Below are 17,467 nucleotides of genomic sequence, written 5' to 3'. Positions count from 1 at the left end.
CACTGCTTTCGGCAAAGTCGTGCCTCCGCGACGCCCGGTCAGCGGCTATGACCGGACACCGCCGTTGAGTGCTCGGCCAAATGGCAAGCTGGCACCTATGGATAGGAAGCAGGTGACTGGCTGGCTCGCGGCCTACGAGCATGCGTGGCGGACGCCGGGGACGGAGCTGCTCGCCACGATCTTCACCGCACAGGCGAGCTATCTGCAGGGGCCTTACCAGGAACCGATCATCGGCTTGCCAGCCATAGCCCGGGTGTGGGAAGACGAGCGGGACGGCCCTGGTGAGGTGTTCCAGATGACCAGTGAGGTCGTCGCGGTCGAGGGCGACACTGCGGTGGCGCGGGTGGAGGTCCGGTACGGCCACCCAGTCGACCAGGAGTACCGCGACCTGTGGATCATGCATTTCGCCGAGGACGGGCGCTGCAGCTCGTTCGAGGAGTGGCCGTTCTGGCCGGCGCAGCCGACCACCGCCCGTCCTGCTAGAAGCTGACACGGACACGCCACCACACCCCACAGACGCTGTCAGCGGCAGATCCGCGCACCCGATCAGGCTGTAGCGGGTGATGGGAATGCGAAGATCAGGTTGTGCGCAGGCGGTGGATGGCCCGCTCGTAGCGGTCGATCCGCTCGACCACGTCCGGCGTACGTACCAGCCGCTGGTTGTTGGCGAGGTTGTCTGCGAGGTCGGCAAGTTTGACCTGGCGAGCCAGCGGGTCACCGGCCACCTGCTCGATGTACTCCTCGTACGTGTCCTCCGGCCGGTGGGTCATCGCGATGACTGCCGCGACAACCTCGTCGGGGAGCCCGGCGGCCCGCAGGTCACCGGCGGTCACCGCCGTCTCCTCGAGGACGTCATGGAGCACTGCGACCATTTGTGCGCGAAATGGAGTGACCGCCAGCATGACTCGTAGGGGGTGCTGGATGTACGGCTCCCGCTCGGGGCTCGGATAGCGCTGCCCGTGGTGGGCCCGGCAGGCCATGGCGATAGCCTCGTCCAGCAATGCCGCATCGTCGCGCATCCGTCCACAGTGTGTCACGGGTGCGGCCTTGGTCAGTCGCGCATCGGTACTGCAGCCGATGGGTCGGCGGGGTGGTAGCTCGCCACGCTATCGACGATGGCCGCTTCGACTACTACGACCAGATCCTCGCCGAAGTGCTCGACCGTCTGGGCCGTGGCGGCTCTGCCGTCTACCCGAACGGTTCGAACCACTGATGCGCGCCGTTGTCCACGAACCCGGCCCCAGCCACAGCGGCGGAAGCATGTACGTGAGCTTGGTGTGCCACGCCGTGCTGCTCGCTCTGCAATCAGCCAGCAGACGGCCGCAACGACGAGTGCGACAGGCTCTCCAGGGGGAGAGATCCGACGCGTTCCGCTCGCTCAGGCGCCTTGCTGTGCGGGGATGTCCAACTTTCCCGCCAGCCAGTCCGACTGAGGTACGGCCGATCCACGGATGCCGAGACTCGCCCGGGCCGCCTGGTAGAAGCGATCGCGTGTCTCGTTGGCATGTCCGAGCCCAGCAGCCAGCTCGAACCCTGTGGAAGTCATGCCGCGGGCAAAACGGGCGATATCCGTCACTGCGGCGCGCCACTCGCGAGCCGCAGTGATCGATGCGGCGTCGCCCAGGAGGAGGACACTCTCCCATGTCTTTGTGCGCCGGATGTCGGCCTCTTCCATCATGGCCAGGGCCTTCTCGCGATCGACGCCGTGCCGAAGCGCGTTCAGGTTGGCGATCCGGAGCGCGTACGTGTGAACTTCCTTGACTGCGTTGGCGAACTCGACGTACGCCTGAAGCCGGCGCTCGTCCCACCGCGCCGCCTGCTGGCGCTGCCACCGCGAGCGGTCCACGATCCAGGTGGCGAGGATGGTCCCGCCTGTTCCGACGAGGACGCCGAGCAAAGCCGGCAGTTGGTCCATCAACGCGCTCATGGCCTCATGGTGCACGGACGCCACAACAGAGGTGGCGAAAGGACGGGTCGGGACAGCCGGCCGATGGTGTCGACGTGGTGTTGGTCGCCCAGCTGGTGGAGCAGGCCCGTGCGGCGGGTCTGCAGCTGACCGGCGCTGGTGGTCTGTTGCGGCAGTTGATGAAGCGTGTCCTGGAGTCGGCCTTGGGAGTTGAGATCACCGATCACCTGGGTTATGACAAGGGCGACCCGGCGGGGAAGAACGGCGGGAACTCCGGCAACGGTGTGCGGGCTAGGACGGTGCTCACCGACGTCGGCCCGGTGGAGATCGACGTGCCGCGCGACCGGGCCGGGTCCTTCACGCCGCAGATCCTGCGCACGCGCGCCGGCTGGCCCGAGCGGGTGACGGGCCGCGAGCACGCCGAGCCGTCCCGGACCACACCGTCCACGACATGCCTCGCCCTGGCGATCGATCCCGGGCTGTGGCGCGTCTTGATGAACTGTCGGCGCGGCCGTTGGGTGTCCCCACCGCCAGCACGCGCCATGATGCCGGGCGGACTCCACGGTCCTGTCCGCCACGGACCTTTTCGGGCCTGCCGCTGGCTACACTTGGCCGATGGGCGACGAGCAGGTGGCTCCGCCGACGAAGCCGCGGAGGATCAGCCAGCGGGGGATCGCGACGCGCGAGCGGATCCTCGAGGCGGCGAACCGCCTCATGTTCGTGCGCGGGGTGAACGCGACGACCCTGGACGATGTCCGCGAGGCGAGCCAGACCAGCAAGTCCCAGCTTTACCACCACTTCGCCGACAAGCAGGAACTCGTCCGCGCGTTGGTCAGATATCGAGGCGCGCTCGTGCTTCAGCGCGAGCGCGGCGGGCTCGAACGGTTGAGATCGTTCTCCGGGCTGGTCCGCTGGCGTAACGCGCTGGTCCAGGCCAACTCGCTGAACAACGGCAGGTACGGGTGCGGCCTCGGGTCGATGGCCGTCGAGCTGTCCGATCAGGATGAGCAGGCGCGATCGATGCTGTCCGAGACGTTCGCGGAATGGCAGAAGCTGATCAGCGACGGTCTGCACCGGATGCGGGACAGCGGCGCGCTGCGCCAGGACGCCGACCCGGAGAAACTGGCCACCGGGTTGATGGCGGCCCTGCAGGGCGGCTACCTGCTGGCGAACGCCGCGCACGACGTGGCGCCCATGGAGGTCGCCCTGGACATGGCACTGGAATACATCAAGTCGTTCCTCACCCAGCCGTCCGGCGAGCCGACCCGTTGATCGAGCCCGCTCGGGCGATCAGGCCGATCGCGCGGGCGCGGTGCGCCACCGCGACGCCGAGCCGCGCGCGATGCGCCACCGCGACGCCGATTCACCCGCAATAAAGCCGAAGCGCGTCGATGACCGTTCCGCGATGATGGCCGACGTGGAAGAGGTCGAGGTCGTCGTCGCCCATGACGAGCGGGCGACCTTGCGGGTCGGCGAGGTGTTCTTGAAGATCGACGCCGATCCGGCGCGTACCGACGTCGAGGTCGAGGCGATGGCTCTGGCGCCGATACCCACCCCGCGGGTCCTGTGGCGCAAGCCACCCGTACTCGCGCTCGCCGCCCTGCCCGGGACGGCGCTGGGCCGGCTCGGCGAGCCGTCGCCCGCGTCGCCGGCGGCGTGGGCCGCGGCGGGTGCGGCCGTGCGGACGCTGCACGACGCACCCCTGCCGCCGTGGCCCGGTCGGCGGCTCGACGAGATCGCAGCGCGCCTCGACGGCGAATGCGGGTGGCTGGTCACGAACGGCGTCCTCCCCCCGGACGTCGTCACCCGTAACCGCCAGGTCGCCGAGGTGGCGCTGCGGCCGTGGAAACCGGTGTTCACGCACGGCGACCTGCAGATCACCCACGTCTTCGTCGACGAGGACGAGATCACCGGCGTGCTCGACTGGTCCGAGGCGGCCCAGGGCGACGCCCTGTACGACCTCGCCGTCCTGACGCTCGGGCACGAGGAGCACCTTGCCGACGTGGTCGCCGGCTACGGCACCGATGTCGACCTCGACGTGATCCGCGGATGGTGGTCGTGGCGCAGCCTGGTGGCGGCCCGGTGGCTGGTCCAGCACGGCTTCGACCCGTCCCTGCCCGGCTGCGAGTTCGACGTGTTGAGATCCCGGATGTGAGGCCGCCCGAACGGCGGCTACACGAGGCGCGGCTTGATCTCGATCCACTCGCGCAGTTCGGCGGCGAGGTGCGGGTCGTGGACCTCGTCCAGGTGCCACTGGGCCGCGTTGACCAGATTCCTCGCCTGCCTGGAGTGGCGCATCTGCGTGCGATCGAGATCGTGCAGGTCGCGCCGGTCGACGAGGGTGGCCACCTCGTGCCGGCCGACGGGGATCGCATCCAGGCAGGCCCGGACGATCTCGTCGGCCGACGGCAGTTCCGCCACCTCGACGCCCGAACGGCGCAGGTCCGCCACGAAGTACGCCAGCTTCCCGACGCTCTCGGCCTCGGTGAACACCGCCCGGGCGCGGCCCTGCCGCAGCAGCCAGAGCCGCAGCGCCGCCCAGTCCGCCGGCCAGCCCGACTGGTCGCCCTGCTGCTGGTCGATGACCAGCAGCAGGGACAGCCACCAGTTGGCTCGCTCGCTCGGGGCCGGCTGGCGGCGGTCCAGCCACTGCCGGCGTCGATGCTCGTCGAGGCGGAGGAGGTGGGCCAACCCGTCTTTGACGGCCTGGCGCTGCCCGCCGAGCATCCCCGCCGCCACCCGCTCGGGTGGATGCGGTGCGCTGATCGACCAGACATCACCGGCATCGACCAGCCCGTGATGCCCGGTGGTGGCCACGAGGAGGGCGGTCCGCGACTCGGCGAGCCAGTACTGGCGGTGGTCCGCGTCGGCGCGGTCGGTGATCTCCCGCAGGCGGTAGCCGAGGCGGTTCAATTCGGCGTCCAACTCGGCGAACCGCAGCCGCCGCCCGAGCGGCCCGTACCGCTGCGCGACCGCGTCGGTGACCCCGACGTTCGCCAGACGATGGGCCTGCACCGTGAAGCCGGTCGCGTGCCAGGAGTCGGAACCGGAACGCCGAGCCCAGGAGAACTCCACCAGGCCGTAGTCCCGCCACATGACGGCGCGGCGCCGCTCCTCCGCGAAGTCCCCGCCCAGCGCGCGGGCGACCTCCTCCGGTGACTCCGCCAGGCCCACGCCCAGCACGGCGCCGCTGACCACGACGTCGACGAAGAAGTCAAGATCGGCCACCGGCCCAGCGTGCTCGATCACCGCCCCGGTACGCAATCGGCCCCCGGAGACGAGGACGCTGTGGCGGCGCAGCCGCGAGTAGGGTGCGGCGATGGCGATGAGGGCGTACCGCGAGCTGACCGGCGCCGAGAAGGCGGTGTGGGACCGCTTTGACGCGGCGTTCGACTTCCGCCCCAGCATGCACCGGTACCCGGCCATCAAGGAGCCGACCCCGTCGGTCACCTGGAGCCTGGACGGCCTCGATGAGGAACCCGGATACCCGCGCCTGGATCGCCTGGTCGAGGTCGTGCAGGCCGGGTTCACGGCGCTGGCGGGGCCGGGTTCGATCCTGTGCCTGGACTGGCAGCACCCGAGTTACCGGGTCTGGCCCAGCCTGGTCGGGCCGGAGAACATCGATCCGCCCGGCCAGCCTGGCTGGCCGTTGTCGCCGTACCCGGACGGCGACTACTACATCTACCTCGCGGAGGACTTCCGGTTCGGCAGCTTCGGCCATCCGTGGGAGCTGTCGCTGTGCGTGTTCGGCGGGGACCTGCTGGACCTGGTCGAAGCCGACCTGCACGACCTCCTCGGCATGCCGATGAGGCGCGACGGCCGGCGGGTGACGAGGTGAGGGCGGATCCGGCGAACGAATGGTCCGTGAACGGGGTGCCGTAGTCCGAGACGCGGCCCCCACATCGGCGTGAGCGCTCGGGGTCGCCGACGAGCGGGCACCTGGGCGCCGCCGAGATGGTGGCGCAGTTGGACGCGTACCCGGCGGAGCTGACCGGCTCCGAGCCGCGAGCCTGAGCCGCGGTCACCGGGGCGGATCGTCGACGCCGGCGGGCTCGGGCCGGCCGGCCTTGTGCCGGCGGTAGTACCGGGCGACGCGGGCGCGGTTGCCGCACCGGGTGCGGGAGCACCAGCGGCGACCGGGATGCGCCGGCAGGAACAGCACGACGCAGTTCTCGGCCTCGCACTGCCGCACGGTGGCCAGCCCCGGATCCGTGAGCAGGTCGACGGCGGCCTCGGCGAGGCGGGCCGCGAGCTGCGCACCCAGGCTGCCGTCGCGGTGAACGCGCGCCCGCGGGGCACCCGACAGCCACCGCAGCTCCCGGATCGCGGGCGCCCGGCGCTGGCTGTCGTTGAGGTACGCGACGGCGTCGGCGGGCGGTGCCAGGCCGCGCCGGGCGTGGTCGACGGCGACCGCGATGTGGCCGCGTACGGCCTGGACCATCGCCACGTCGTCCGGCGTGATCGTGGCCGGCGCCGCGGGCAGGTCGGGCACGCGATCGGCCTGGGCGGCGAGCCACGCCTGCAGCTGTGCGGGGGTGGCCAGCAGGTCGACGGTGCCGCCGCCCTGCCGCACCACCGTGTTGACCAGGTCGAGTGCCAGCGGCTCGCCCACGAGCGGCGTCAGGTCCGTCACCGGCTAATGGTATCCCGGCCTCTTGACGCATTAGGACGGTCACCGGTATGCCTAATGCAACATTGCTATGAAGAAGGGTGTGACCATGACGATGAGCGTGACCCGGGTCGTGCACCGGCACCTCGACGTGGGCGGGCTCCGGCTCTTCTACCGGGAGTCCGTCCCCTCCGCGGCGGGAAGCGCGGACCGGCCACCGGTCCTGTTGCTGCACGGCTTCCCGTCCGCCTCGCACCAGTACCGGCGGCTCATCGACGCGCTGGGCGACCACCACCGGCTCATCGCGCCGGACTACCCGGGCTTCGGGCACAGCGACGTGCCGACACCGGCGACGGCGGGCGGCTCGTTCGACTACACCTTCGACGGCCTGGCCGACGCGGTCGAGCGGTTCGTCGACCGCCTCGGGCTGACCCGGTTCGTGCTGTACCTGTTCGACTTCGGCGCCCCGGTGGGCTTCCGGCTCGCCACCCGCCACCCGCATCGCGTGGCCGGGCTCATCGTGCAGAACGGCAACGCGTACCTCGAAGGGCTGTCGGACCAGGCGCGGGACTTCATCGCGCTGCGCCCCACCGACCCGGGCGCGGAGGAGCGGGTCCGCGCGCTGCTGACGCTGCCCGCCACCCGCGGCCAGTACGAGGGCGGCACCTCGAACCCGGACCAGGTCGCCCCCGACGGCTGGACCCTGGACCAGCACTTCCTGGACCAGCCGGGCCGCAGCCGGCCGCAGCTCGACCTGGCCTTCGACTACAAGTCGAACCTCCGGCAGTACGACCGCTGGCAGGAGTGGTTGCGGCTGCACCAGCCCCCGACGCTGATCGTGTGGGGGCGCAACGACCCGTTCTTCCCCGCGCCGGGCGCCGAGGCGTACCTGCGGGACCTTCCCGACGCCGAGCTGCACCTGCTCGACACGGGGCACTTCGCGCTGGAGGAGAAGCTGCCGCAGATCGCGCCGCTGGTGGCGGACTTCCTCGACCGGACCGCCGGCGCCGACCGGTCGGCGGCCGCCGCGACGGGGTAGGGCGCTCCTGTCTGGACCGATCCGTCGAGCGGGTGCCGTGGTCGGTCCGGTGTGGCGGGCGTCACGCCGCGAACGGAAATGGACGCGACGTCCGGTTCGTTGCTAGGGTCGACCCCGTAAGCGGACACGGTGTTCGAATGTCGGGGAAGAAGGGGAAGGTTGTCATGGCCCATCTGCTGCACCTGGACACCAGTGCCCGCCGCGCCTCGCACTCCCGCGCCCTGAGCAGGGTGTTCGCCGAGCAGTGGCGGGCGGCGAGCCCGGCGGGCACCTACACCTACCGGGACCTCGCCGCGGATCCGGTTCCGGTGATCGGCGAGGCGTGGACGGAACTCTGCGACTACGCCCTCGCGCACGGCATCACCGATCCGGTCCGCCTGGTCGAAGGAGTGCGTACCCCGGCGCAGCGGGCGGCGTGGGCGGTCGTCGAGCCGCTGTTGACCGAGTTGGTCACGGCCGACGTGCTGCTCATCGGCGTCCCGATGTACAACTTCTCGATCCCGGCGAGCCTGAAGCTCTGGCTCGACCAGGTGACGTTCCCCCGCGCCTCGCTGGACGCCACGGTGGTCGTGGTCTCCGCGCGCGGCGGCTCGTACGCGCCCGGCACGCCCCGCGAGCCGGTCGACCATCAGGAGCGCTACCTGCGCGACTTCTTCCGGGGGCACTTCCAGGTGGACGACATCACCGTCATCAACGCCGAGTTCGTGAACTCGACCGTGGACCCGACGCTGGCGCGGTGGCGCGAGTCGTACGCCGCCTCGTTCGACGCGGCGAAGCGGGCGGCGTCCGACCTGGCCCGCCTCCTGGCCAGCGGAGGCCCCGTCGCGGCACGGGCCGGGTCATGACCTGGTTGACCCTGGTGCTGGCCGGCCTGGTCGAGATCGTCTGGTCGCAGAGCATCAAGCCCACCCAGAACTTCACGCGTCCGCTGCCGGCCCTGATCTGTTTCGTCCTCGGCGCCGCGGCCGTGTACCTGCTGTCCCGGGCCATGCAGGAGCTGCCGGTCGGCACCGCCTACGCCGTGTTCACCGGGATCGGCGCGATCGGGGCGATCTCGCTGGGCATCGTCGTGCACCGGGACCCGGTCAGTGTCGGCCGGTTCGCCGCGCTGGCCCTGATCGTCGGCGGCATCGTGCTCGCCCGGGTCACCAACCCGGACTGAGCGTGGGGATCACCGCCCGCGCGGCGCCCTGATCGGCGCGGGCGGCCCTCGTCGGTCCGGCTGGGAACGGGCGGCCCTCGTCGGTCCGGACGGGAACGGCCGTGGGGGACGGGTCCGGGAGCGGGCACCGGACCCGTGCCGCACGGCTCATCCGCCGTCGAGCACGCCGGACGCGAGGGCGCGCAGGGCGGCGGCGATCTGCTCGGGCGTGCGGCGGCGCTGCTCGCGCTGGTACTGGTAGACGTCCGGGGCCAGCGGCGCGAGCAGCACGTCGACGAGGGCGTCGATCTGCGGCGCGGCGGCCTGCGCCAGCAGCGCCCGCACGTGTGCCCGCCAGAAGCCGTACGCCCCGGTGGCGAAGCGCGCCGGCCCGACCTCGGCGCCGAGCACGAGCGGCAGGTGCTGCTCGAGCAGGTCCACCATCGCGGCGTAGAAGGCCGCCAGCCGTTCGGCCGGGGGAGCGCCGGGGCCGAGCGGCGGGGGCCCGGACATCATCCGCTGCTGGAGGTCGCGCTCGTGGTCGTCGAGCAGGGCCTGGGCGATCGACGCGGTGTCCGGGTAGCGCCGGTAGAGGGTCGCGCGCCCCACGCCGGCGGCCCGGGCGATGTCCTCCATCGTGACGCTGCGCGGATCGCCGCCGGCGAACAGGGTCCTGGCGGCGGCGAGCACCCGCGCCCGGTTCCGGGCCGCGTCGGCCCGCTCACCCTGGGCGCGAGCGCCGAGCGGATCCCCGGTCAACCGGTCGGTGCGGCCGTTCACCGACCCAGCCTAGCAAGTGGACGCGGCGTCCGAATGGACGGCGCCGGCGCGCCTGGCCGGCGAAGGGCCGGTACCCGACGGTGATCCCACCGGTCGGATGGCTGCCCGGCCGGACCGCTCGGCCGTGCCCGGACCATTAGGCTGGCCCGGAACATCACCAGCGCCGGCGCCCATCCGCCCGGGCGGGTAGGCGCCGATCCGGCCACCCGAGGAACCCCGTGCACTCACGCCGAATCGTCCGAGCCGTCGCCGGCGCCACCGCCGTCACCGCCCTGGTCGGCTGCGACAGCGGCACGACCGGCCAGCCGACCGCGCGTTCCGCCACAGCGGACGGACCGCTGGTCGAGCACATCCACACCGCCGACCCGTCGGGCCACGTCTGGGCCGGCCGGCTCTACGTGTACCCGTCGCACGACGTCGACACGGGCGTGCCACCGGACCGGCTCGGCAGCCAGTACGACATGCGCGACTACCACGTGCTGTCCATGGCGCAGGTCGGCGGCGAGGTCGTCGACCACGGGGTCGCCCTCGCCCTCGCGGACATACCCTGGGCGGACCGGCAGCTCTGGGCCCCGGACGCCGCGCGCAAGGGCGACCGCTACTACCTGTTCTTCCCGGCCAAGGACCGCGACGGGATCTTCCGGATCGGCGTGGCCACCTCGGCCGACCCGGCCGGCCCGTTCGTCGCCGAGCCGGAGCCGATCGCCGGCAGCCAGAGCATCGACCCGGCCGTGTTCACCGACGAGGACGGGACGACGTACCTCTACCAGGGTGGGATCCTCGGCGGGCAACTGCAGCGCTGGCGAAACGGCGCGTACGTGGGGACGGACACGTATCCGGCGAACGACGAGCCGGCCCTCGGCCCCCGCGTCGCGCGGCTCACGGACGACCTGCTGGGCCTGGCCGAGCCGGTCCGCGAGGTCGTCGTCCTCGACGAGGCCGGCCGGCCGCTGCGGCAGGGCGACCCGCGCCGCTTCTTCGAGGGGTCGTGGGTGCACCGGCGCGCCGGCCGCTACTACCTGATGTACTCCACCGGGGAGAGCCGCCAGCTGGCGTGGGCGACGGGCGACTCGCCGTACGGTCCGTTCACCTACGGCGGCACCGTGCTCGAACCGGTCGACGGCTGGACGACGCAGGGCTCGATCGTCGAGGTCGGCGGCGACTGGTACCTGCTGTACCACGACGCCAGCCGGTCCGGTGTCGACCACCTGCGCGACGTGCGGATCGCTCCGCTCGAGTACGACCAGGACGGTGGGATCCGCACCGTGCCACGGTGACCGCCGGCGGCGCGCCGCACCGGTGCTCCGGCGCGGGGTTTCCGCGCGCTTCCGACTTGCGCAGCTGCGCAAAGTCGTTCTTGTGGCGGTGGCGACAGCGCGGTGAGGGTGAGCGGAGCCCGTGCCGCACCGAGCCGGCCGGGCCGGACGCGGTCCTCACCACGCAGGAGCAACAGTTGCGAAGTCTCAAGGCACCACCCGCCCTCGCCGTCCTGGCGGCGGCCGCCCTCCTCGGCACCACCGCACAGGCCGCGAACGCGGCGAGCCCGTCGCCGGCGGGCACGACCACGGCCGCCGAGGCGTCCGTCCCGGCCACCGTGGCGCCCGCCACGGACACCCCCGCGCTCGTGGACGACCTGGCCGACCCGGCCGACGCCACGATCGCACCGGACCAGGCCGCGCGGGCCCACCTCGCGGGCCACCGGGACCGCTACCGGATCGCCGACCCGGCCGGCACGCTCACCACCGGGCGGGTCGACACGCACGGCGCGCGGGAGACGGTCCGGCTGAACCAGAAGTACCGCGGCCTGCCCGTGTTCGGCGCCCAGTACGTGGTGCGGATGGAGAAGAAGGCCGGCACACGTACGGTGACCGGCACCTCGGGCACCTACTTCACGGACCTCGACGTCGACACCACGGCCACCCCGCTGCCCGCGGACATCGCGATCGCCCGGGCCGTCGAGGACGTACGCAGGAGCCTGCACCCCGGCGCGGCCGTGGTGGCCCGCGCCCCGCGGCCCGGCCCGAAGCCCGACCCGGCCCGCGCCGACCTCACCGGCACCGACCAGGGGCTCGTGGTCATGCCGACCGGCACCGGCGTGCTCGCCCGGCGGGTGCTGGTCAAGGGCAGCGACGTCGCGACGGGCCAGCCCGTGCTCCGCGACGTGTACGTGGGCGCGACGAACGGCGTGCCGCTGCTCAGCGTCAGCCGGATCAAGACGTTCGCCACCGCGCAGCAGGCCGCCGCCCTGGCCGCCCGCGGGACCGCCAAGGCGCCGCAGGCCGCGCCGGCGGCGACCGCCACGGGCACCGGCGCGACGCCGGTCGCCGGCACGGGCACCACCCTGCACGGTGCCACGGTGCCGATCCCGCTGGTCCGTCCCGACGGCGCCGACGGCTACCTCATGACGGACCGGACGCACGCCCGCAAGGACGGCCGGACGGTCCCCATCACCACCTGGGACGGCCGGGGCCGGGACTACTACGACCTGCTCGAGGGTGGGTGGCCGGAGGGCGTCGCGCCGTTCGCGTCGCCGACCACCACGCTCGGGGCCGACCTGACCGACGCCGGCGCCGTCGACGCGGCCTGGGACGCCGCGAAGGTGTTCGAGTGGTACCAGACCGAACTCGGGCGCGACAGCCTGGACGGCGCGGGCATGCCGATCGACTCGATCGTCGGCATCACCTACGGCGGCTACCCGTGGGTCAACGCGTACTGGGACGGCACCCGGATGGTGTACGGCAGCGGCGACGACGAGTACCTGCCGCTGGCCGCCGACCCCGACGTGGTGGGCCACGAGATGTCGCACGGCGTGGTGGAGCACACCGCCAACCTGGTCTACGGCGGCCAGCCGGGCGCGCTCAACGAGGCCATCGCCGACTACTTCGGCAACGCCATCGACGTCGACGCGTCCGGCACGTCGATGTCCGACCCGGAGGCGAGCCTGCTCGGCGGCGACCTCTGCCGCACCCTGGCTCCGGCCCGGTGCGCCCTGCGCAACCTCGACGACGGCGCCACCACCGCGGACTTCCAGCACCTGATGGACACGCCGGCGATGGACGACGGCGGTGTGCACCTCAACTCGACGATCGTTTCCGGGGCGCTGTGGGACCTGCGCCAGGCGTTCGGTGGCCCGGTCGCTGACAAGATCGTCTACCGGGCGCTCACCGACTACCTCGCGCCGATGTCCGACTTCGTCGACGCCCGCGAGGCGGTGCTCGCCTCCGCCCGGTCGTGGGGTCTGAGCAGGAAGGACCTCACGGTGGTGCAGGCCGCGTTCGACTCGCGCGGGATCACCGCGAAGTGGAAGGCGGGCCTGTACGGCAAGAAGACCGACCTGCTGGTCGACCGGCTCAACACCGGGATGTACGTCGACATGACGGCGAGCATGGCCGGCGGCTGGTTCGCCGTGCCGCGCTCGGACGCGAACCACACCCAGCCGACCTCGATCTGGGTGGGCCGCACCAACGGCAGGAACACGCCGTACCGGATCTCCCCGGACGACGGGAACGTGCACAGCTTCCCGCACACCGACGGCAAGCGCGTCGTGTGGCTGTCGGTCGAGACGAACGCCGACTCGCCGACGTGGGAGATCGACCGCATCCTGTCGGCGCCCGTCGGCGGCGGCGAGGTCGAGGAGCTCTACCGTTCCCCGTACCGCATCGACGGCCTGGGCTTCGACGGCACCGTGGTGGCGTGGAGCCAGTACGACCCCGAGCAGGATTACCTGGACGTCGTGCGCTACCTGCGGGGCGACTCGCCGACCGTGCACACCCTCGCCCACCCCGGCTGGGTCGGCAACGCCACGGCGCCGAGCGTCCGCAACGGGAAGATCTCCTACGTCCGGTACGAGGACCTCGCGCAGCCCAACCCCGACGGCACCTGGTGGTCGCTGGGCGTCGAGGTGTACGACGTCGCGACCGGGAAGACGACCTTCGCCGGCGGTGACCCGGGCGCCGAGACGATGAGCTACCCGCAGGTGTCCGGGACCGCCGTGGCCTGGGTGATCAACCGCGACTACGGCCGCTACGTCGACGGCGCGTGGAGCCAGGGGACGTACCACGACTCGGTGCGGCTCTTCGACTTCGCCACCGGCACGAGTCACCTGCTCTTCGAGGAGAACTCACCGCAGGCGAAGCGGGCCGACGTGCTCACGCTCTCCGACACCACCCTTACGATCACCGAGGAGGCACCCGTGGACCGCTGGCTGGCGACCGGCGGCTACCCGGACAACTCGCTCAACCCGAAGCTCAAGCAGTACCGGTTCGACGGGACGTACGTCGGCCCGGCGTCGTGCAGTCCGGGCGCGCAGATGTTCGCGACGGCGGGCGCGGCGCGCGACGTGATCTACCTGGACTCGTCGGCGGGCGGTTTCGGCCTGGCGTACGCGACGGGCGCGAAGTCCTGCCGGTGAGCCCCGGTTAGGCAGCCCGACGCCCGGCGGCGCGCCGGGAACCCGCCGGCCCGACGCCCAACGGCGCGCCGGGAACCCGCTGGTGGGGTTCCCGGCGCGCCGTGCCGGCCGGCCGCGCTGCCGGCCGGTGGACGATCCCGGACCGGTCAGCCACGCTGCTGGCACGGTACGCAACAGCGGGCGGAGGGCAGGATCTCCAGCCGCGCCGTCGGGATGTCCTGGCCGCAGCGGTCGCAGACGCCGTAGGTGCCCTCGGACATCCGCCGCAGCGCCTGCGCGGTGGCGGCGACACCCTGCTGGGCCACCTCGATCAGCCGGCGCAGGGTGTCCGGGTCGTGACCGCCGTGGTCGGGCTGCCGGGAGTGCACGGTGAGCGCGGCGAGCTGGTCGGTGTGCTCCTGGAACTGGCGCTCCAGCAACTCGCGCAGCGCTTCGGTGCGGTCTTCGAGGGTGTGCGTCATTGTCGCTCGTCCTTTCCGGAAGGCGGCCGGGTCCGGTCGGCCAACGGGTGTCGGGTCGCCGCGACGGCGGCCATGCCGGCGCCGGTCAGCGCGGCGGTGCGCGGTGCCGCCGCGCGGTGCACGGTCGCGCCCAGCGTGGCGACCAGCCGGGCGGTCAGGTCGGGTCGGGTGGCCCCGTCGCCGATCACGACGACGCCCCGGGCCAGGGCGGCCCGGACGGGTTGCCGCAGCGCCGGCGCCTGCCGCAACTCCCGGATCAGCCTGGTCGCGGTGTCCGCGAGCATGCCGGCGGTCACCGCGTGGTTCAGGTCCCGGGTGCCGACCTCGGCGCGCCGGGCCGCGACCACCCGGCCGTGCTCCAGCAGGGCCACCTCGGTGAGCTGGGCGCCGATGTCGGCGAGCAGCAGGGTGCCGGCGGCGGCGCCCGCGCCGATGGCGCCCGCGCGGACGCTGTCGACGAAGAGCAGCCGGGCCGGCGCGAGTACGGCGTTGAGCACCCGGCGGGTGGCCTCCTGGTCGGCCGGCGTGGCGAGGACCGGACGGCAGGCCACCACGAACGAGCCCACCGGCAGCGGGATGCGGTGGTCCTGCAGCAGCCGCCGCAGTTCGGTGGTGCAGGCCGGACCGTCGACGATGCGTCCGCGCCGTACCACCGGGGTCCGCAGGCCCTGGCCGACCGGGACGCTCAGCGTGCCGTGCGGTCCCAGCCAGATCCGCAGCTGGGCGCTGCCGAGGTCCACGGCGACCGGCTCGGGCGCGACGGACACCACCGGGCGGGTGGTGTGGGACCGGCCGACCAGCATCCCGGTGCGGGCCGGTGGGTGTACGGAAGTGACGTTGCCGGGCATACCGACCTCTTCTACGGTGAGACCCCCGGCCGTCGCGGCGGCGGGGGTGGGGTGCGGTGGATGGGCGGTCGGGCGGTGGGGCGACCGTCAGACCGGTGCGCTCGCTACGGCGTCGACCCGCCGGGGCTCAGGGACGTCCACCACGCGGCGGCGGGAGAACCTCGCCGGTCCGGGCGGCGGGCCGCCGCGGCCCGGATCGGGCCACCGGGGCCGGCGCACGCCGGGACAGCGGCGGGCAACCGGCGAACACGGGTGGGGTGGCCACCGGCGTACGGGTCATCATCACCGCCTCCTCGCTGCTCGGGTACGCGTCGGACCTCCAGCGTCGCCCGGAAGCACGACGTTGGCATTGCGCGTGGCCGGCCAACAAGAGCCCGCTTGATTGCCGGCCGCCGGAGAACACCATCGCGTCCCGTCCGGCCGCCGTCACCGCTGGTGGCGGCCCGTGGTCGCCGCCCCGGTGACCTGCGCATGTCGGCCACGCGGCGGTGTTCAGCGGCTATGGTTGGCCGCATGGAGAACCGACAGCACCCCGCCGGCGCGCAGCGGTCGCTCGCGCTGTCGATGCTGGCCGTGCTGGCGGTTGTCCTCGCGGCGCTTCGTGCCGGCTACGCGTTCGGCATGTGCATCGTGGTCCGGTTGAACCGTGCCGTCGCGGGCTGCGTGCCCGCCTGGTCGGCCGACCGGGCGCCGCCGTCCATCGTGCGAGCCGAACGATCGTCCACCGTGCTGCCGTAGCGCCGGCCCCGCTCCCGGCCGGCCCTGGGCAGCCGTCCCGCAAGGAGCATCCGCTGTGAACATCGAACGCACGACGCTGCCCGGCATTGGCGTACGGCACATCTTCACCACCCGGGAGGGCCGCCGGATCGGCATCGTGGAGTACCTGGTGGGCGACCGCCGGGACGTCGTCCACGACGACCCGAACGATCCGGACGGCATGGTCACCCTCACCCTGACCCGCAGTGAGGCCAGCGCGCTGGCCGCCCTGCTCGGCTTCCCGGAAGTGGTCGCCGTGCCGGCCTGACCCGCTAGGCCGGCAACGGCCGACGGGGCCAGTCCAGTGCGCGTGCGCCGAGCACGGCGGCGTGCAGGGTGAACCGGTCCCGCGGGTCGGCGGGGTCATAGCCGCTCAGCGCCCGGATCCGGCCCAGCCGATAGGTGACGGTGCGGACGGACACGTGCAGGCGGCGGGCCGCCTCCGTGGCGACCTCGGCGCACCCGAAGTACTCGTTCAGGGTGTCCAGCAGCGGCTCGGCGCCGCCCCGGGCCTGGCTCAGCGGGGTCAGCACCGCCTGCACGAGGTCCACCATCGCCGCCTGGTCCCGCAGCAGGACGCGGTAGATGAGCAGGTCGTGGGCGTCGATCACGGCGGTGTCGGTGTGCAGCCGCCGCGCCGTGGTCAGCGCCTCGCGGGCCTCCTCGTAGGAGCGGGCGATCCCGTACAGGCCCGGGTGCGGGCGGCCCACCGCCACCTGCCACGGCCGGCCCCGGACCAGCCGGTCCAACTCGCCGTGCATCAGCCGTCCCAGCGCCGGCCCGGGACCGCCGTCGCCCGCGCCCCGGTCCGGCGTCACCGGGTCCGCCGGGGCGATCACGACGAGCAGCCCTTCCTTCGTGGCCACCAGCACGTCCCGGTCACCCAGCCGGTCGAAGATGACCCGCTCCAGCGCGCTGATCGCCGACTCGGCATCCGGCAGGCGGTGGCCCGGTGCGGCGAGCGCGACCTGGTGGACCCGGGCCAGGTCCAGCCCGAACGGCTCGGCCCGCTCGACCAGCCCACCCAGGTCGGAGTCGCCGCGCAGCAGGTCGTCGACGAGTTCCCGGCGCAGCGTCTCCTCCCGCCGGACCAGTTCCCGGCGGGCCGCCGCGTAGCCCTCGGCGAGTGTGGCCACGGCGCTGTCGACCACGTGCAGCACCGCGTCGGCCGCCGCCCGCACCGTCTCGCTGTCGGTGGCCGAGGCCAGGTGCGGCAACCGCCGCCAGAGCCGCCGGGCCGCCGACAGGTAGAGCCGGACGGCGCGGCCCGCGGAGATGCCCTGCTCGGCGGCGCGTCGGCCGAGCGCGCCCACCGCGTCGAGTTCGCCGCGGCGCGGCCGGCGGCCGGTCACCGCCGCCTCGGTCAGCAACCGTAGATAGTCGCCGAGCAGTTCCACCGGTACGCCGCCGGCGTCGGCGCTGGCCGCGCGGGCCACCTCGGTCAGCCACCCGTCGTCGCCGGGCACCCCGGCCCGATCCGGTCGGCGGGCGCTCTCGGTCATCGTGGTCTCCCCGG

General features: G+C 72.9%; 19 protein-coding genes and 1 pseudogene. 12 read left to right on the top strand and 8 right to left on the bottom strand.

Going from position 1 to position 17,467, the window contains the following annotated elements; translation table 11 throughout:
* Window positions 1-97 precede the first annotated feature (97 nt).
* The gene (locus ACIBPB_RS06565) at window positions 98-490 is read left to right on the top strand and encodes a nuclear transport factor 2 family protein (protein ID WP_396838548.1); all 393 of its coding nucleotides are present in this window, start codon (window positions 98-100) and stop codon (window positions 488-490) included.
* A gap of 88 nt (window positions 491-578) precedes the next feature.
* Here the strand turns inward: ACIBPB_RS06565 and ACIBPB_RS06560 are convergent, their stop codons facing one another.
* Complete coding sequence (locus ACIBPB_RS06560; RefSeq protein WP_396838547.1) at window positions 579-1,019, bottom strand: hypothetical protein; 441 nt, start codon at window positions 1,017-1,019, stop codon at window positions 579-581.
* A 359-nt stretch (window positions 1,020-1,378) separates the two neighbouring features.
* Window positions 1,379-1,927: a hypothetical protein gene (locus ACIBPB_RS06555; RefSeq protein ID WP_396838545.1), complete on the bottom strand. Its 549-nt coding sequence runs from the start codon at window positions 1,925-1,927 to the stop codon at window positions 1,379-1,381.
* 74 nt (window positions 1,928-2,001) lie between these two features.
* Here ACIBPB_RS06555 and ACIBPB_RS06550 point away from each other — a divergent pair.
* From ACIBPB_RS06550 to ACIBPB_RS06540, 3 genes and pseudogenes are all read left to right on the top strand, one after another.
* Window positions 2,002-2,277 (top strand): annotated as a pseudogene (locus tag ACIBPB_RS06550) (transposase); the annotation flags it as partial.
* Between the two features lie 244 nt (window positions 2,278-2,521).
* Window positions 2,522-3,178 (top strand): TetR/AcrR family transcriptional regulator, encoded by a 657-nt coding sequence (locus ACIBPB_RS06545; protein WP_396838544.1) that lies wholly within the window; start codon window positions 2,522-2,524, stop codon window positions 3,176-3,178.
* A 40-nt stretch (window positions 3,179-3,218) separates the two neighbouring features.
* Window positions 3,219-4,061, top strand: a complete 843-nt coding sequence (locus tag ACIBPB_RS06540; protein ID WP_396838543.1) for an aminoglycoside phosphotransferase family protein — start codon at window positions 3,219-3,221, stop codon at window positions 4,059-4,061.
* Between the two features lie 17 nt (window positions 4,062-4,078).
* On the opposite strand, the gene ACIBPB_RS06535 is transcribed toward ACIBPB_RS06540, so the two are convergent.
* Window positions 4,079-5,134 carry a hypothetical protein gene (locus tag ACIBPB_RS06535; RefSeq protein WP_396838542.1) on the bottom strand — a complete coding sequence of 352 codons (1,056 nt, stop codon included), beginning with the start codon at window positions 5,132-5,134 and terminating at the stop codon, window positions 4,079-4,081.
* 91 nt (window positions 5,135-5,225) lie between these two features.
* Between ACIBPB_RS06535 and ACIBPB_RS06530 the strand changes: the two genes are divergently transcribed.
* Window positions 5,226-5,744, top strand: a complete 519-nt coding sequence (locus ACIBPB_RS06530; RefSeq protein WP_396838541.1) for a DUF2716 domain-containing protein — start codon at window positions 5,226-5,228, stop codon at window positions 5,742-5,744.
* Between the two features lie 183 nt (window positions 5,745-5,927).
* Here the strand turns inward: ACIBPB_RS06530 and ACIBPB_RS06525 are convergent, their stop codons facing one another.
* On the bottom strand, window positions 5,928-6,539 hold the full coding sequence (locus ACIBPB_RS06525) for a CGNR zinc finger domain-containing protein (protein WP_396838540.1): 612 nt from the start codon (window positions 6,537-6,539) through the stop codon (window positions 5,928-5,930).
* Window positions 6,540-6,624: 85 nt separating this feature from the next.
* Here ACIBPB_RS06525 and ACIBPB_RS06520 point away from each other — a divergent pair, with 85 nt between their 5' ends.
* The 3 genes from ACIBPB_RS06520 (at window position 6,625) to ACIBPB_RS06510 (ending at window position 8,716) form a co-directional block, all read left to right on the top strand.
* Window positions 6,625-7,554 carry an alpha/beta fold hydrolase gene (locus ACIBPB_RS06520; RefSeq protein WP_396838539.1) on the top strand — a complete coding sequence of 310 codons (930 nt, stop codon included), beginning with the start codon at window positions 6,625-6,627 and terminating at the stop codon, window positions 7,552-7,554.
* Between the two features lie 164 nt (window positions 7,555-7,718).
* Window positions 7,719-8,399 (top strand): FMN-dependent NADH-azoreductase, encoded by a 681-nt coding sequence (locus ACIBPB_RS06515; protein WP_396838538.1) that lies wholly within the window; start codon window positions 7,719-7,721, stop codon window positions 8,397-8,399.
* A complete protein-coding gene (locus tag ACIBPB_RS06510) occupies window positions 8,396-8,716 on the top strand; it encodes a DMT family transporter (RefSeq protein WP_396838537.1) in 321 nt (106 codons plus the stop codon). Before ACIBPB_RS06515 ends, ACIBPB_RS06510 begins: the two co-directional genes overlap by 4 nt.
* 147 nt (window positions 8,717-8,863) lie before the next feature.
* Here ACIBPB_RS06510 and ACIBPB_RS06505 read toward each other — a convergent pair whose 3' ends face one another.
* The gene (locus ACIBPB_RS06505; RefSeq protein ID WP_396838535.1) at window positions 8,864-9,475 is read right to left on the bottom strand and encodes a TetR/AcrR family transcriptional regulator; all 612 of its coding nucleotides are present in this window, start codon (window positions 9,473-9,475) and stop codon (window positions 8,864-8,866) included.
* A gap of 218 nt (window positions 9,476-9,693) precedes the next feature.
* On the opposite strand from ACIBPB_RS06505, the gene ACIBPB_RS06500 reads away from it, so the two are divergent.
* Both ACIBPB_RS06500 and ACIBPB_RS06495 read left to right on the top strand, forming a co-directional pair.
* Complete coding sequence (locus ACIBPB_RS06500) at window positions 9,694-10,752, top strand: glycoside hydrolase family 43 protein (protein ID WP_396838534.1); 1,059 nt, start codon at window positions 9,694-9,696, stop codon at window positions 10,750-10,752.
* 176 nt (window positions 10,753-10,928) lie between these two features.
* Complete coding sequence (locus ACIBPB_RS06495; protein ID WP_396838532.1) at window positions 10,929-13,886, top strand: M4 family metallopeptidase; 2,958 nt, start codon at window positions 10,929-10,931, stop codon at window positions 13,884-13,886.
* A 146-nt stretch (window positions 13,887-14,032) separates the two neighbouring features.
* Here ACIBPB_RS06495 and ACIBPB_RS06490 read toward each other — a convergent pair whose 3' ends face one another.
* Window positions 14,033-14,347, bottom strand: a complete 315-nt coding sequence (locus ACIBPB_RS06490) for a TraR/DksA family transcriptional regulator (RefSeq protein ID WP_396838531.1) — start codon at window positions 14,345-14,347, stop codon at window positions 14,033-14,035.
* Window positions 14,344-15,195: a rod shape-determining protein gene (locus ACIBPB_RS06485; RefSeq protein ID WP_396838530.1), complete on the bottom strand. Its 852-nt coding sequence runs from the start codon at window positions 15,193-15,195 to the stop codon at window positions 14,344-14,346. Before ACIBPB_RS06485 ends, ACIBPB_RS06490 begins: the two co-directional genes overlap by 4 nt.
* Window positions 15,196-15,708: 513 nt before the next feature.
* On the opposite strand from ACIBPB_RS06485, the gene ACIBPB_RS06480 reads away from it, so the two are divergent.
* Both ACIBPB_RS06480 and ACIBPB_RS06475 read left to right on the top strand, forming a co-directional pair.
* On the top strand, window positions 15,709-15,933 hold the full coding sequence (locus tag ACIBPB_RS06480; RefSeq protein ID WP_396838529.1) for a hypothetical protein: 225 nt from the start codon (window positions 15,709-15,711) through the stop codon (window positions 15,931-15,933).
* 55 nt (window positions 15,934-15,988) lie between these two features.
* A complete protein-coding gene (locus tag ACIBPB_RS06475; protein WP_046567546.1) occupies window positions 15,989-16,219 on the top strand; it encodes a hypothetical protein in 231 nt (76 codons plus the stop codon).
* Window positions 16,220-16,223: 4 nt separating this feature from the next.
* Here ACIBPB_RS06475 and ACIBPB_RS06470 read toward each other — a convergent pair whose 3' ends face one another.
* Window positions 16,224-17,453: a PucR family transcriptional regulator gene (locus ACIBPB_RS06470; RefSeq protein WP_396838528.1), complete on the bottom strand. Its 1,230-nt coding sequence runs from the start codon at window positions 17,451-17,453 to the stop codon at window positions 16,224-16,226.
* Window positions 17,454-17,467: the final 14 nt, after the last annotated feature.

The sequence above is a fragment of the Micromonospora sp. NPDC049836 genome, from assembly GCF_044465125.1.
Lineage (GTDB): Bacteria > Actinomycetota > Actinomycetes > Mycobacteriales > Micromonosporaceae > Micromonospora.
This window is presented reverse-complemented; position numbering and strand designations above follow the sequence as displayed.

Coding starts and splice junctions, on each gene's coding strand:
- ACIBPB_RS06510 (WP_396838537.1), top strand. CDS start 8,396: ATGACCTGGTTGACCCTGGTGCTGGCCGGCCTGGTCGAGATCGTCTGG.
- ACIBPB_RS06520 (WP_396838539.1), top strand. CDS start 6,625: ATGACGATGAGCGTGACCCGGGTCGTGCACCGGCACCTCGACGTGGGC.
- ACIBPB_RS06565 (WP_396838548.1), top strand. CDS start 98: ATGGATAGGAAGCAGGTGACTGGCTGGCTCGCGGCCTACGAGCATGCG.
- ACIBPB_RS06470 (WP_396838528.1), bottom strand. CDS start 17,453: ATGACCGAGAGCGCCCGCCGACCGGATCGGGCCGGGGTGCCCGGCGAC.
- ACIBPB_RS06530 (WP_396838541.1), top strand. CDS start 5,226: ATGGCGATGAGGGCGTACCGCGAGCTGACCGGCGCCGAGAAGGCGGTG.
- ACIBPB_RS06545 (WP_396838544.1), top strand. CDS start 2,522: ATGGGCGACGAGCAGGTGGCTCCGCCGACGAAGCCGCGGAGGATCAGC.
- ACIBPB_RS06515 (WP_396838538.1), top strand. CDS start 7,719: ATGGCCCATCTGCTGCACCTGGACACCAGTGCCCGCCGCGCCTCGCAC.
- ACIBPB_RS06560 (WP_396838547.1), bottom strand. CDS start 1,019: ATGCGCGACGATGCGGCATTGCTGGACGAGGCTATCGCCATGGCCTGC.
- ACIBPB_RS06555 (WP_396838545.1), bottom strand. CDS start 1,927: ATGAGCGCGTTGATGGACCAACTGCCGGCTTTGCTCGGCGTCCTCGTC.
- ACIBPB_RS06480 (WP_396838529.1), top strand. CDS start 15,709: ATGGAGAACCGACAGCACCCCGCCGGCGCGCAGCGGTCGCTCGCGCTG.
- ACIBPB_RS06490 (WP_396838531.1), bottom strand. CDS start 14,347: ATGACGCACACCCTCGAAGACCGCACCGAAGCGCTGCGCGAGTTGCTG.
- ACIBPB_RS06485 (WP_396838530.1), bottom strand. CDS start 15,195: ATGCCCGGCAACGTCACTTCCGTACACCCACCGGCCCGCACCGGGATG.